Consider the following 14,771-nt stretch of genomic DNA (forward strand, 5'->3'; position numbering starts at 1 on the left):
GGGCAAAAAAGCCGTCAGCATGATCGTTGGTCTCGTGACAATCTGAGTCTGAACGCCCTTATGACGCCGAATTAACGTCTTGGTCAGAGACAAAGCGTTTCAGGTGGTTGCATGTGATTGTTACGACCCAAAGCGCTTGCGTAACAAGATGTAACCGACATCGCGTTAGGATTTGGAGGAAGTTACGGCAGTCATCATTTTTTCCCATGTTTTAGGGATATTTCTCTTTTGCCGTCTGTGAAACATGTTACCGTTTCGCGGTTTGAGAGGATTGAGGCCCGAGGAGGCCGACATGTTGCCCGACGTGCAAAAGCGCGAGATTTTACGTCAAGAGGTCACGAAAATCCTCGAAAGTGATACCTTTGCGCGCTCAAAGGCCAATCGAGCCCTGCTCATGTATCTCGCCGAAGAGTTCTTTTCCGGGCGTGGCGATGAGATCACGGAATATGGCATCGCCCATGAGTTGCTGGGACGGGATGCGGAGTTCGACCCCTCCACCGATCCGATCGTGCGTGTGCGCATGCGGCGATTGCGGGAAGCGATCACGGTCTATTACGACCTGCACGCCGACAGTGCAGACCGGTTGACTATCCCGCGTGGAAGCTATGCGCTTTCGCTTGCGCATGTGAACGTGCCGCACCCCGCTGAGCCTGCCGCATTGCCTGTGGAGGTGGTGGCCGCCATAGGTGAAACCGCACCAGGCTCCGCGTCGCCCTCTGAAGGTATAGAGTTGGCGGGCAGCCCAGCCTCCGCGCCGCGGAAGGCATCACCGCGGCGGCCGCGTCCCATGTGGGGGCTTATGGGCGTCGTGGCCCTGATCCTGGCCTTCGTGGCGGTGGTTCTGGGGTATGGCGTGTGGCACAAGGCTGTGCCCGATCCTGAGGGGCAGGTGCTCAACACAGGATACCCGATCATCGCCATCGCGCCCTTCGTCAATCTCACCGGGGAGGCGGAGAACGATGTCTATGAAAAGGATGTCCAGCGCCAATTGGCCGGTGATTTTCAGCGGTTCGGACGTCTTCGTGTGCGTGTTCTGAGCGCCGATCTCAATCGCGAAATCGCGGGCTCGGATTACATTCTGCGCGGGTCGATCCTCAAGCTTGTGGGCGAGCTGGATCTGGCGGTGGAACTGGCCGAGGCCGAGAGCGGCAAGGTGTTGTTTCAGTCGCGGATTTCCGGACCGATCACAGACGCAGATTTCTATGCAAGCCTGCGTGATGTCTCGCAACGCATCAGTGCCTTTCTGGCTGCGCAGGGCGGGGTGATCAGTGCTTTCGGCCTGAGCAGCGAAATGCGCCCTGCGGCCATAGGCGATGTGTTTCGCTGTGTCCTGCTCACCGACGCTTTTCTTGAGAGTTACCAACAGGAGCGGTTTCTTGAGGCCTATCGCTGTTTCGATCCTCTGCGCGGGCGGCTGGAGAACGACGCGGTGGGCGCGGCGTCTCTCGGCACGTTGATGCTGCACGCTGTGCCCGAGTTTCATTTTATGGACCTGAGCGGTGTGCCCGAGCAGATGCACAGCACCGCTCAGGAGGTCACGGAGTATGCCGGTGCCCTCGTGGACCGCTTTCCCGGTTCGGATGTGGGATTCATCTTGTTGGGGGCGCTCTATAACGCGAAGGGCGACACAAGTCTGGCGATCCGCACCCTGCGTCAGGCGGTCGAGCTGAACCCCGCCAATCCCACCGCTTACGGCGTGCTGGCCTATGCCTATTTGTCGGCGGATCTGTTGGATGCCTCGGCGAGTATGGCGCAATCTGCGGTGCGGCTGAGCGCCAGCCCCTCGGCCTATATGTATCTGCCAATCCTTGTGGTCGGCATCGTGCGCAAGAATGCGCGCATGGTCGATATGGCCCGGACAGGCTATGCCGAACAGGAAAGCCCGTCGCGCGACATCTTGCTTTTGGCTGCCGCGTCAATGATCGGGGATCGGTCGGAGATCGAACGTTTGGCGCCTCTTGTGGGGCATCCTGCGGACCCGATGGCGAATATTCGCATGTATGTTCAAGGGGATGTGGCCTTGTCTGCCATTGCCCGTCACCTCGAAGCCGTGGGCGTTGACGTGCCCGCACCGACCTGTTTGTCGTCCGCGTCCGGCAATGTGTCGCGTGGTCTGAATTGTGAGCCATAAGTGGCCATGAATGGCGAGGTTGTTCATTAGTAAAAGTTATCGCGACACATATTTAATACAATTATTGTTTATCGTTTGGAGTTGTTACCTCTTGGTCCAACGGGATCGGTAACAGTGGCTGACGGCCAAATGAAACTTATATGTTGTCCGATCCCAGCCACGAAGAACGTAGCACTCTGGAGGAACAGATGGACGGTAACGATATGAAAACGGCGGGTAAATGCCCGGTCATGCACGGCAGCAACACCGAATCCGGCAAGAGCGTCATGGACTGGTGGCCGAATGCGCTCAATCTCGACATTCTGCACCAGCACGACAGCAAGACGAACCCGATGGGCGAGGCGTTTGATTACACCGAAGAAGTCAAATCGCTCGATTTCGACGCGCTGAAGGCGGACATGCATGCGCTGATGACCGAAAGTCAGGAGTGGTGGCCGGCCGACTGGGGCCATTACGGCGGTCTCATGATCCGCATGTCGTGGCATGCTGCGGGCTCCTATCGTCTGGCCGACGGGCGCGGCGGTGGCGGCACCGGCAACCAGCGTTTTGCACCTCTGAACTCCTGGCCCGACAACGTCAGCCTCGACAAGGCGCGGCGCCTGTTGTGGCCGATCAAAAAGAAATACGGCAACAAGGTGAGCTGGGCCGATCTGATCGTTCTCGCCGGGACCATCGCCTATGAAAACATGGGGCTGAAGACCTTTGGCTTTGGCTTTGGCCGCGCAGACATCTGGCACCCGGAGAAAGACACCTATTGGGGCGCCGAGAAAGAATGGCTGGCGCCTTCTGATGAGCGTTATACCGATGTCGACAAGCCCGACACGATGGAAAACCCGCTCGCGGCGGTGCAGATGGGTCTGATCTACGTGAATCCCGAGGGAGTGAACGGCAAACCGGACCCGATGAAAACCGCCGCCCAAGTGCGCGAAACCTTTGCTCGCATGGCGATGAACGACGAGGAAACCGCCGCTTTGACGGCTGGCGGCCACACGGTCGGCAAGACTCACGGCAATGGCGACGCCTCGGTTCTGGGCGCGGACCCGGAAGGCGCGGGGCCTGAGATGCAGGGCCTCGGCTGGTCGAACCCGAACCAGCATGGCAAGGCGGCAAATGCGGTGACCTCCGGGCTTGAAGGCGCCTGGACCTCTGAGCCGACGAAGTTCGACATGGGCTTTTTCGAGATGCTCTTTGGTCACGAATGGGAGCTCAAGAAATCGCCCGCAGGCGCGTGGCAATGGGAGCCGGTGGACATCAAGGAAGAAGACAAACCTCTGGACGCAACCGACCCGTCCAAGCGTCACAACCCGATGATGACCGACGCCGATATGGCGATGAAAGTCGACCCGATCTACAACGCGATTTGCCAGAAATTCATGGCCGATCCCGCCTATTTCGCCGACACATTCGCACGCGCCTGGTTCAAACTGACCCACCGCGATATGGGGCCGAAAGTGCGCTACATTGGCCCGGATGTGCCCTCTGAAGACCTGATCTGGCAGGACCCGGTGCCCGCCGGTTCGACCTCTTATGATGTCGATGCGGTGAAGGCCAAAATCGCGGCTTCCGGTCTGACGATCTCCGAGATGGTTTCGACTGCTTGGGACAGCGCGCGGACCTACCGTGGCTCCGATATGCGCGGTGGTGCCAATGGCGCGCGCATCCGTCTGGCGCCTCAAAAGGACTGGGACGGCAACGAACCCGCCCGTCTGGCAAAGGTGCTTTCCGTGCTGGAGCCGATTGCCGCCGAGACCGGTGCCTCTGTGGCCGATGTGATCGTGCTGGCCGGTGGCGTCGGTGTCGAGCAGGCGGCGAAAGCGGCAGGCTTCGACATCACTGTCCCCTTCGCGCCGGGCCGGGGTGATGCCTCCGACGAGATGACCGATGCGGCCTCTTTCGACGTGCTGGAACCGATCGCCGATGGCTATCGCAACTGGCTCAAGAAAGACTACGTGGTCGCCCCCGAAGAGTTGATGCTCGACCGTACCCAACTCATGGGCCTCACCGCGCATGAAATGACGGTTCTTGTTGGCGGCATGCGGGCCATGGGCACCAACTACGGGGCCACCGCGCATGGTGTCCTGACGGATCGTGTCGGCGCCCTGACCACGGATTTCTTCGTGACCCTGACCGACATGGCCTACACGTGGACCCCGGCGAAAGGCGGCATCTACGAGATCACGGATCGCAAGACGGGTGCTGTGAAATACACCGCAACGCGCATGGATTTGGTGTTCGGCTCCAACTCGATCCTGCGCTCTTACGCGGAAGTCTATGCGCAGGACGACAATGCGGAGAAATTCGTGACTGATTTCGTCAAAGCCTGGGTCAAGGTGATGAACGCCGACCGTTTCGATCTGGCCTGATCTTCATTCGATAAGACGAGAAACGCCCTCGCTTTTGCGGGGGCGTTTTTATGTGCGAAGCCTTAAAAACACAGACGAAAGCCTGAGATGTTCTGTACCAGTCTGAGAAGGATTTGAATGGTGATCCGAGTGAGTTGTCTCAAAATCGCACCTCCCGTTGGTGCCGCCGATCAGTCCGCCTGAAGAGAACCATCATTTCCGTAAACCGTACGTCGGCTCGCGCCCTCATGCGGTTGCATCGGGAAGACAGGACCAGAAGGTGCCCAGTTTGCCGAGTGGTGCACATAGTCGCGGCGGTAGGGGATCGTTTCGGCAGGCGTGAATACGCGGCCCGCCATCAAATCGTCTTTGAGCTGCGCCAGCACGAGATCGCCTTCGGGGAGATCGTAATTCTCGCCGGGAAGCAGGGAGACAAAAGGCACGCCTGCTTCGACGGCTTTTTCGAACATGACATGCAAAGAGACATGTGCAAGGCGTGGATTGCGCAGCCAGTCCCGCGTCAAAAACCAGCGGTTCCAGTAAGGATCGTAGGGATTGTTTGAGACGGGCGTGTATTCCCGCGTCAGTGCGCTCCGATCCGTCGGCCTAATCCAGCCCTGAGCCACGAGGCGATTGAAAATGGCCATATCCTCTGCGGTAAAGGCATCGAAACCATAGACCTCATGTGTTTCGCTCGGGCGTGGGTTGAAATTGTCGAAGTTAGACCTCGGGCGCTCCACCTCGACCCGTTCCACGAAAAAATCCGCATAGCCTCCGCCGATATCGGAGTGGGCGCCCGGCATGCGGATCGTTTCGGCGCTCTCGGGCGCTTCGGTTAAAGGGAAGTTCTCGCGGTGTTCATCCAGCGCGGTGATGTGGACGATTTTCGTTGCGATGTCGTCGGGGAGTGTGATCTTCAGCCGCCCCCAATTGCTATCGTTGGCGATCAACCCCCAAGAGACGACCGTGTCGAAAAGGCCGAGGAAGCGAATTTCGAGTTTCGGTTTATCCTCTTCCTGAAGTTCATAGTATGGACCGCCATATCCATGGCCCGCGTTGCCACGCCTGACGCAGTTCACAAAGTGACGCGCCGCTGCCGACCCGCGGCTAAACCCGAAAACATCAAGCTTGATGGATTTGATCTCACCTGCGGCCTTCGCCTCGTTCAGCCGCTGCAAAAACCGTAGGAAGCCTTCTTTCACGCGCTCTTCGACACCGGTTATCCCCCAACCGACAGCAAAGCCAAGCACGCTGTCTTCCTGGCCTGATGTTGTGCCGATCCCGTCAATGATCTCGGCGAAGCGCCGTTTTCCGATCCCACCGCAGTCGTTCCGCACCACGCTTGGGACAAGTCGCGCATAGCTCTGGTAGAGCTTTGCAACATTGCTCAGATCGTTCTCGTAACTCGGCTCCGAAGTGACCCCACCGCTGGCGCGGACCCTGTTGCCCTCTTCGACATTGGCCAGGTTGTTGCCTGTCCCGTCGAAGAACATCGCGATCTCGACGTCGACTGCCGGACAGGTGGTCGTTACGGCATCAATCGCGCCTTCTTCTTGCAGGTCGACAAGGTCTTCATCGGGAAATGTGCTGCCATCCATCGCTCTGTGCCTCAGTTGCAATGTGTCGGGATATCTGCGTCATCCCATCTGTGCGCGAACCAGTCGCCCACATCTTCGTTGCTCTCCATAAGCTCCAATGCGAAGGCCAAGCTGTCTCGTTTGTCCTCATCGAGGCGGGTGGGCACGCCGCAGGCCTGTGCCACCGTAATCGCACTGGCGGGGGGCTCTTTGGGTGGGTAGCTTTCGTCATATGTCACAGCCTGAACGATGCCATCCGGCGAAATGCGAAAGATAAGGACATTGAAATCCGTGGCAATCGGATCGCGTTTCAACGTCTTGAGATCGACATCGAGAGAGGCGGAATAAACGTTTCGGGTGACGACCTCGAACCAGGTCACATCGAAGCTCACATGCGTGGTATCTGCGCCCTCGGCGAGGAGGTTTCGCACAGGTGTGCCAGCGCTGTTCTCATCATATCCGCCGTTTCGAAGCCACGGATCGCCTGTGTAGCTTTGACGGTCCGGAGCAAAAGACGAGGAGCCGATGAACGCGACCACCGGCCATCCCGATGTGGTTTTGAGATCATACCTGACGTTGTCTGTCACAGCGTCACTACGACAGGCCGCCGCAAAAAACAGCAACGCCGTTGCCAGAACCGTTCTCACAGATTTTCTCATAAATCCGTTCCTTTTTGCCCTTCCATCGCCGCACGAAATCTCATGATGCGAAGATCTTCTGCAATGTGGGTTTGTTCCAACTCTCTCAGATGGTCCGCGCCAATCCGGTTTTCGAAAGCGGGGCCGGAGTTGAGTTCATACCATGCGAGCGTAAAAATGGTCGCCGTGCTTTTCAGGCCAAAGCGAGCAAACCGCTCGACGACGTGGGCGACAGCTGTCTTTATCTCTGCCGGGCTGCGAGCCGAGAAATGCGGTTCCAACTTTCGCTGTATCTCCGTCATCTTCATCTGAACGCGCCGTGCCCGGAACGCCTCTTTCTCGGATGTCTCAAGCGTGAATACGGCAGAGGCGCGCGCGATGCAGGGGGAATTCGGCGTGAAGCTTGTCACCTCGCCATCCTTCGTGAGGACGATATAGCCGACAGCATGCCCGTTCAGAGAGCAAAACCACAATGAGAATAGCTTGGGACGTGTCGCGAGATAGTTGAAGTGAACTCTGGCGACCTCGGGTTCCCAAAAGCGAAAGAAGCTCCAGTTTCCGGCCTCATCGCGGACCCGTGTAAACCGTCGCAGGAGGCGTTGCAGGTTTTCCAGACTGTCATGTGAGCGCAAAAAGATGCCCGGCTCTTGCGGCCAGAGATCAGAGGGGTTGTCCGAGGCTGTAAACAGCCGACGCACAAAGTCCGCCGTGCTGTCGAGTTCCACGATATAGGGTGCGACGTCCGAAAGGTCCCTCGCCGCCGCTCCACGGAATAAACAGAGATAGGGCAGGCCGCTCGCGTCCAAAAGGCGTGGTAGGTCTTTAACTTTTGAGGCGTCAAGAATGGCGAAGGTGCGCGGCGCTACGGCCTTTTCAGAGGCGTCCTCTTCAGCGAAAAACCGCTTGCCGAAAAGGTTGTCGGCCAGAGCATCGGGTAGATTTTTCTTGGGCCAAATCCCGAACTGCGCATCAAGCGCCAGCACACCGGATTGCGTTGAAATAGCGACGGGGGCGTCGTTCAAACCTGTGGTAGCTGTTCGATGCGTTGGCGTCTCAATATCTAGCCAGTGGTCATACTCACTCAAAAAATCTATCCAAATCTGATCTTTAGGACATTTTCTGCTTAAAACATTTAGCATCCATGATGCATTGGCTCAATGAACAAGTTTCCAAAACCACAAAATGAAAGCGTGATGGCCCCCGTCAAAAAAACAGGACGATGGGGGGCGAGAAGCTTCGTAAGGCGGGGGCTGGATTTCCGTTTGCAAAATCGGGCTCGGCAGAGGACGGTGTCGGCCAATAGGGCGCGTCCGATTGGGCGCGGTTCTTTTCTGTTAAGACGGCAAAGTGAGGCGTGGTATGGCCCTTTTACAAACGGTTGAGCCTTGGCAAATCGCACAGGCGCTTTTGCACCCTGCACAAAGCGAGGCCGTTACGCACCGAATCCTTGCAGAAGTTCCACCGCTTTTGACGGGACTGCACGCGCCTGAGGAGCGTCAGCCCATAGAAGACGTGCTGGATGCGCTTTTTTCCCCGCCCGCTGATCCCGACCAGAGCTGGCATGTCTATGCGCTTTTGGATGCGGCGCGCTCACAGGGGCTGCCTGCCCGTCTGGACAGCAGTGCGCTTGCTCATAGCTGTCTCTACGATCTGAACACTGCGCCGCAGCTTGCCGATGGCGCGCCATGGCTTGTCGAATTGACGCGCGAGGCCGCGTTTACGGGCAGTTGTTTTGCCCATGACCCCGATAGGGACGATCCCCGCAAAATGCTTGGTGCCGGGATTTTCCTTGCCTCTGCGCTGCCGCTCGACGCGATGAGGCGTCATCTCAAACATTACACCAAACTGTCGGACGAGGCCGGGATCGCGCAATATTTTCGTCTGCAGGAGCCGGGAATGCTTGATGCGCTTCTATGTGCCAGCGATCCCGCCGCGGTGACGAAATTCTTTCAGGCCGGGACGCAGCTTGTCTATCCCCGCCCGGCGCTCGAACCGGGCCTGTGGGAGTTTGTCGCTCTGACAGCCGGTCGATCGGAAGCCGAGGGGGAAGCGATACCCCGCCTTGATCGCCCGGCGCGGACTGCATTGGCGCTTTTCGTCAACGACAGCCGTGCCCGAAACCTCGCAGCCGAAGCCATTTCGGCCCCCGAGGCGCGCCCCTTTGCTCATTATGTCTTTGCCAGAATGATGCAGGCCGGTTTCGATCATGCCCCGCGTCTTTTGGACACGCACCGGCTTCTTTGTGCGCTTCCTGAAGAGGCCCGCACTGCCTTTTGGGCCGATGCGGAAAGCGGCGTTTTTTCCCCGCGCCCCTTGCTGTTACGTTATGCCAATAGATATGGTTGCCTTGAGCTTCTCGATGGAGAGAATGTATGAGTATTTGTGTTGAATGCGGTGAATTCGAACTTTTTTATGTGCTGGCTTGTGGCGATTCGGCTGTCGGTGAAAGCAACGTTCTCCTTTACGCAGGTGAGGAGCTGACAGCGCTCAATCAGGAAATCCGCGATATGGATGCCGCCTTTGGCGCCCTGGATCGGGCCAAGGTCGAGGGCGATCCCGAAACCGTGATCGAGGCGCAGGATCATCTCGCCAAGATGCTCGAAGGATATGTCAGACCTACCGAACGCCTGCCGGACAAACATCTGGTGCAAGCCTATTCCATCCGGGGCAAGAAATGGACCCGGATTCGGTCCGACAAGATGCGCAATCATTGGCGCAGCTACAAAATCGACAAATCTCTTCTACAAGCCCAAACCGGGGCCGCGGGCACGTCGGAGCTTGATCGCGGCAAGCTGCGTCAGGCCTTCACCTCAGTGCGCGACAAGATCAAATCCGATCTTTCGGACGGGATCACCTACAAGCAACAGATCGCAAAAGGGGAGGCTTCCGGGTCGATCACCGACGTTTGGGACGCCAATTGGCTCAAATGGGTCGATGCGGTCAACGACAGCCTGAGCTATTCCGCGAGCGGGGCGCATTTCGATCTTTCCGCTGGTGCGCAGCTGATGCGTGGCTATGCCGGGTTTGGCGTACAGCTGGGCTATGATCCGAAAAAAGGCGCTTACTCTCTGAAAGGCAATGCCGAAGCGCGCGCCATTCTTGGAGAGGCAAAAGCCACGTTCAACGGCTATTTCGTCGACAGGGACGGCTGGCACGCCTTGATTGATCTGTCCGAAGAGGACGCCTCCGAGGCAGGCACGCAGGCGCGTCTCGATTTTGGCTATTTCCGGTTCAATGCCACGGTGTCCGCAAATGCCATGTTGGGCGCTTCGGTCTATGCCACCGCAGGTCTGGAATTCAAAACCGAGCCTGCGGGGAAGGTCCTCGTCAAACCCTCCGCCGCCGACAGCAAAGGCGAAGTGGCCGCCGGACTGTTTGCCGGGCTTGAGGCCGGTGGCAGCGTCAAAGGCGCTTTCGAATGGTACAATCCGGGCCTTGTCGAAGCGGGCGGAGTGGTCGAAAGCCCGAAATGGGCGGCCTTCGTGTCCGTCGGGGCGACCGTGGCCGTAAACGCCGGGGCCGGTCTCGAAGGGGTGCTTAAGATCACCTATGAGAACGGCAAATTCATGTTCCGCTGCGAGGCCCGTGCCGTGCTTGGCGTCGGTGCCAAGGGCGGGCTTTTGGGCGAGGTGAATTTCGCGAAAATTCTGGAATTCATCAAATACATCTACTGCCAGCTCAAGGACAACGACTTTGCCTTCCTGCGGTTCGTCGCGGAGGATGCATGGCAGGCGCTCGTTCAGGTCACGATTTCCCTGATCACCGAAGGCTCCATCGCGCTTGAGGCCGCGCTCGAACCGATCCGAAGCGCCAATGCCGCAGAAGATTTCGCACGCAAGGTCAAGGCCCGCCCGTCGGCTCTGATCTTTGCGGCGCCGGAGGCCAAGGGGGCCATTCTCTACAAGCTCTCCGAACGCTATCTCTTCTCCTTCGAAGAACATCAGGAAGCTGCCATTCTCACAGTTGTCGGCACGATGCAAAACCAACGCGAATGGGCACAGGTCGTCGAGCGTATTACCGTGACGGGTACGAAATCCTCAGCCGCCGCGGGCTATGCCCGTCTGCGCGCTGTGCTCGATGGGGGCTCCGCGCGTAAATTCGAAGCGCTGGTGCGCGCCATCAATTCCTTGCCGGCCAATACCATGCTCGCTGGTGAACCTGTCCACGTGAGGAATGTCGCATGACCCGCAAATCTATCGTCCTGCTCTCCGCCGGGGCCATAGTGCTGGTCGCCGCCGGTGGCCTGATGTTCAACACGATCGGCCAGAAACATGCGCGTGCGAATTTGATCGACAGCACCCGCGCGACGATGGTTTTCGTCGAAGGTGGCACATTCACCATGGGCAATTATCGCGCCCCTTTGCAGAGGCAGGATGGCACCGTGATCGAGACCTATGTGGCGGATCACAGCACATCGGAAACGCGTCAGGTGACAGTCGACAGCTTTTACATCGCGCCGCGTCAGGTCACCCAATCGGAGGCCGCGCTTTTTGACCGGGCGCAGGGCAGGAAGCGCGATGTCGCGGCAGGAATGGAAAATAGACCTGCCGCGTTCAGCTATCAGGAGGCGACAGCGTATTGTGCGTGGCTCGGAGACGCGGCGGGCCTGCCAATGCGTCTGCCGACAGAGGCGGAATGGGAATATATGGCGCGTAGCCGGGGGCAGACGCCTTTCTGGCCCACAGACAACGGCAGTTTCGAATATGGGCGCAACGTGTTCGATCTAAGCACGCTGCCCCGGATGAGTCAGGACCGCCCCGATGTGGCGAGTTTCCCGCCCAACCCCTTGGGGATTTATGATCTGTCTGGCGGCCTCTACGACTGGGTCAGCGACCGCGCAGCTACGGACCCGGAAGAGGCGATCATCTTCAAAGGCGGCAGCGACCACTCATCTGCCCTTTACGAAACCATTCCAACACGCGGCATGTCCGATCGGACGGGCAGGGCGCACGAAGCTGCGCGGAAGGCCATGTTGACGGGGGCGTATGAGACGGCAGAGATGGAAGAGATGGGACAGCTTTACGGGCTCCCTCCCACTCATGTCGGCGCGCGATGTGTTGTCGAACTGGATCAGAGGCCCTCTGAGACCGGGTTCGGAATTTTGCTTGGGCCGATCCAACTCAGCCCGCCCTACCATGCAACATCCCCTCAGGGGCGGGACGCTGAGTAAGCCGTTGCCCGGCTGTGTGGGCTTTGAATGAACATGTCTTCTGTATGGACGCAGAGACATGGGGATAAGCGTGTCATGGACGCCTTGGGGCTTTCCGCCGTTGTGTCTCATGGCGACGTAATCGGGTCTATTTCTTGATAAAATTCATTTGAAACAATAGTTTAGAGTTAGGCCGGAAGGTGTGCCATAGGTGATGATTTCCGGCCAAGCGTAAGCATATGCTTAGGCTCGAACACAAGTTGTTCATCTCGCTTGTCCACGTTTTAGGTGGTTGATAGAAGCCCAAAGACGAGGGTTTTTATATGACATATTTCGGATCATTGGGTGCTGATCTCAGAATTGAAGAGATCGAAGGCGTGATGCCACTGGATCACCAGCGTGATATCTGGCCTCTGAAGACGGTGCCTGATCTTTTGTTCGACCATATGTTCGGTCAGCCCGACACATCTGACTCCTCTACAATCTCTCTTAAAACATATGCGGTTCTCGATGCTGCGAAGGTGTTTGGGCTTCGTGAAATCTTGGAGGCATCGGATTTGAATTTTCGCTGTCTGTTCAAGGGCGAGGCGGAAGAGAACTATGAGGATGCGGCGCCTTATCTGGTGGAGTTGAGAGATCAGAACGCCTTTACGAGGACCTTATTCACCCATCTTCCCGAGCAGCCAGACAACCTGACGAGCCGTCATCTGTGGCATAAGGCGCCCGGTCTTTATCTGCGCTCGCGATCCTCTTTCGACGATGTATGGACGCATTTTCGAAAATTTACGCGTGTTCAGCATCAAAACGGCAAATGGTATTATTTTCGCTTCTGGCGCAGGAAAACGCATATCCGCTGACCACTGGGGCCATTGTCCAAGGTCTTCAGCAACAAGAGGCCCTTCGCATGAATGCCTCTACCTGGCTTCCTTGGGGGGAAACGCGGCCACATATCATTGAATTCGACCAAGTCTATTCCAACGTGTTGTCAACTTACGAAGCGGCCCTTGGCAAACTGACCGATAAAGAGCTTTCGCTCTTTTCCGCATGGAAATCGCTCACTAACCTGTCGGGCTCCGGCACCTGCGCGGACCTGTTGGCACTGCATGCCGAGGAGTTCGAAAAAGCCTCAGATGCCGACAAATCCGAAGTTGCCGGATATGGGATGTTCGATGTCAGCCGCCTTGTCGGGTCTTTCGCGTCCTGTGAACAGCCACAGACAATCGCCTATTTTGATGCGGTCTTGTTCGAGGAAAGCGGGGCCTCGGGCGAAGGCGCGACCAGGATGAAAGAGCTGATCCGCAAGGTCGGAACGGCCTTTGGCACCGCCATGCAGGCGATGCAAGAGCGCGACTTCTTCTATGTTGCCAGCTGGGACCTCGCGGTCGAGACATTCAGCGCGCGGCTCAATAAACGGAATGGCCGTTATTATTTCAACGGCAATCTGGTGGGAACCCATCGGTCACAGACATTGACCTTTACGACCGAGGCAGAGGCCCGCGCGACCATGGACAGGATGTATCGCGACGGACATTTTGCGCAACGGCCGGTGGGCGCTCTGCCGCGATCCGAACACGGGAATGTTGCGACCTCTTTGGAGCGCGGAGGGTACCCGACGGCGCAGCCTCAGGCCGTTTATTCCATCACAACTCGACGGGTTTCACTCGCCGAAGCGCCGCCGGCCGATTGGTATCGCCGTGCGAATGGCATGAGTGCCACTTGGGGTGTGGGACGATCGGTCGGCTCTGGATTTGCGATGATCACGTCATCTCTGGCCCTCACCGATGCGGTCTCCAAATGGAACGAAGCCAGATCCTACAACGATGTGAAAGACTGGGTGTTCCATCCCGCAGTCGTCTCCATTGCCGCGCTCACCGATATCTACGCACAGGCCCTCAACATCCGCGAAGCCGCCCAAAGTCTGGTGCAATCCTCCTCGGTCGCGGCGCGACTGTTCGGCAATATGCGCGGGTTGAACACGGCTGCCGTGGCGCAGGGCGCACAAACGGGCGGAGCAAGCCGTTTCACGCGCGCCCTCGGGAGCAAAGCGACAGGCCTGATCATCGGCGTTTATTTCTCCTCGAAAGATCTCTCGGACGGATGGAGCAATAGCGATAACAACCTGATCATCTCCGGTGGCCTGGGCCTGACCTCGACGGCGATTGCCGCCTACCTTGTCTATGGCGCGGTGTCCGGCCCGGTCGGCTGGTTCATGCTGACCGCCTCCGCGCTGGCGGCGATCGGCGCGGCCACATATGGGTATTTCAAACTCAATAGCTATGAGATTTGGGTGCGGAACGGGTTTTGGGGTAGGGATACGAGTATAAGTTATTGGGGGACCACAAGGGAGGACACTGTTGCTCCACGAATTCTTTTGGCAAAGTCACTGGGTCACCCAGATAACCCGTCCCATGGAAAAATATCGAAAGCTTACATCGAAGAACTAAAAGACTTCTTCGATCAAACCCTATCGGTTGCGGTCACAAACGACAGCGCTGGCGATTTGGCGATCAATATCCATTGTCAGGGGTTGCAAACGGCTGTGAACCTGAACCAACTCGAACTTTCTGTCCTATTGGACGGAATTTTCAACGAGGACGTGAATGGGGCTACGCCAATCCGTCACTTGACGCTCGGTGCGGATTACACGTTGGACTTTGTCGAGAGGGGCCAAGCCAAGGTGACGATCTATGAGAGTGTTTTCGAGCGCTATGTCATCGTTCCGCATTATGAACGGCGCGGGAATTTCATTCGCGTGGAGGCGGCCTTTACTCACACGGATGACAAGCGCCCGAGCGGGTCGGGCTCATTTCCCTATGACAAGGCCAGCCTGTAACAATGGATCAGAATATGGATAAATCGTCGCTCGAGAGATTTGACTATAGCGCCGCAAAGTGGAACCGGCTGTCGCGCTCGATCAAGCGGGTTGACGACGGC

At 57.7% G+C, this 14,771-nt stretch carries 10 protein-coding genes; 7 read left to right on the plus strand and 3 right to left on the minus strand.

Features of this window, described 5'->3' with window-relative positions; genetic code table 11:
* The first annotated feature begins 292 nt into the window (after nucleotides 1-292).
* Complete coding sequence (locus LC094_RS18005) at nucleotides 293-2,131, plus strand: hypothetical protein (protein WP_226554184.1); 1,839 nt, start codon at nucleotides 293-295, stop codon at nucleotides 2,129-2,131.
* 188 nt (nucleotides 2,132-2,319) lie between these two features.
* The gene (katG, locus tag LC094_RS18010) at nucleotides 2,320-4,494 is read left to right on the plus strand and encodes a catalase/peroxidase HPI (RefSeq protein WP_226554228.1); all 2,175 of its coding nucleotides are present in this window, start codon (nucleotides 2,320-2,322) and stop codon (nucleotides 4,492-4,494) included.
* A gap of 170 nt (nucleotides 4,495-4,664) precedes the next feature.
* Here the strand turns inward: katG and LC094_RS18015 are convergent, their stop codons facing one another.
* Genes LC094_RS18015 through LC094_RS18025 form a run of 3 tightly spaced genes read right to left on the minus strand, consistent with a single transcriptional unit; the run spans nucleotide 4,665 to nucleotide 7,773 of the window.
* On the minus strand, nucleotides 4,665-6,071 hold the full coding sequence (locus tag LC094_RS18015) for a phospholipase effector Tle1 domain-containing protein (protein WP_226554185.1): 1,407 nt from the start codon (nucleotides 6,069-6,071) through the stop codon (nucleotides 4,665-4,667).
* A gap of 11 nt (nucleotides 6,072-6,082) precedes the next feature.
* Nucleotides 6,083-6,709: a hypothetical protein gene (locus LC094_RS18020; protein ID WP_226554186.1), complete on the minus strand. Its 627-nt coding sequence runs from the start codon at nucleotides 6,707-6,709 to the stop codon at nucleotides 6,083-6,085.
* On the minus strand, nucleotides 6,706-7,773 hold the full coding sequence (locus LC094_RS18025) for a DUF4123 domain-containing protein (RefSeq protein WP_226554187.1): 1,068 nt from the start codon (nucleotides 7,771-7,773) through the stop codon (nucleotides 6,706-6,708). The genes LC094_RS18020 and LC094_RS18025 overlap by 4 nt, the downstream gene beginning before the upstream one ends.
* A 274-nt stretch (nucleotides 7,774-8,047) precedes the next feature.
* Between LC094_RS18025 and LC094_RS18030 the strand changes: the two genes are divergently transcribed.
* From LC094_RS18030 to LC094_RS18050, 5 genes are all read left to right on the plus strand, one after another.
* Complete coding sequence (locus tag LC094_RS18030; protein ID WP_226554188.1) at nucleotides 8,048-9,064, plus strand: DUF4123 domain-containing protein; 1,017 nt, start codon at nucleotides 8,048-8,050, stop codon at nucleotides 9,062-9,064.
* A complete protein-coding gene (locus LC094_RS18035) occupies nucleotides 9,061-10,872 on the plus strand; it encodes a hypothetical protein (protein ID WP_226554189.1) in 1,812 nt (603 codons plus the stop codon). The genes LC094_RS18030 and LC094_RS18035 overlap by 4 nt, the downstream gene beginning before the upstream one ends.
* Nucleotides 10,869-11,858 carry a formylglycine-generating enzyme family protein gene (locus LC094_RS18040; protein ID WP_226554190.1) on the plus strand — a complete coding sequence of 330 codons (990 nt, stop codon included), beginning with the start codon at nucleotides 10,869-10,871 and terminating at the stop codon, nucleotides 11,856-11,858. Before LC094_RS18035 ends, LC094_RS18040 begins: the two co-directional genes overlap by 4 nt.
* A gap of 302 nt (nucleotides 11,859-12,160) precedes the next feature.
* Nucleotides 12,161-12,694 (plus strand): DUF4123 domain-containing protein, encoded by a 534-nt coding sequence (locus tag LC094_RS18045; RefSeq protein ID WP_226554191.1) that lies wholly within the window; start codon nucleotides 12,161-12,163, stop codon nucleotides 12,692-12,694.
* Nucleotides 12,695-12,741: 47 nt separating this feature from the next.
* Nucleotides 12,742-14,670, plus strand: a complete 1,929-nt coding sequence (locus LC094_RS18050) for a hypothetical protein (protein ID WP_226554192.1) — start codon at nucleotides 12,742-12,744, stop codon at nucleotides 14,668-14,670.
* The last annotated feature ends 101 nt before the right edge of the window (nucleotides 14,671-14,771 follow it).

This window comes from Celeribacter naphthalenivorans (assembly GCF_020524585.1).
In the GTDB taxonomy this organism is placed as follows: domain Bacteria; phylum Pseudomonadota; class Alphaproteobacteria; order Rhodobacterales; family Rhodobacteraceae; genus Celeribacter; species Celeribacter naphthalenivorans.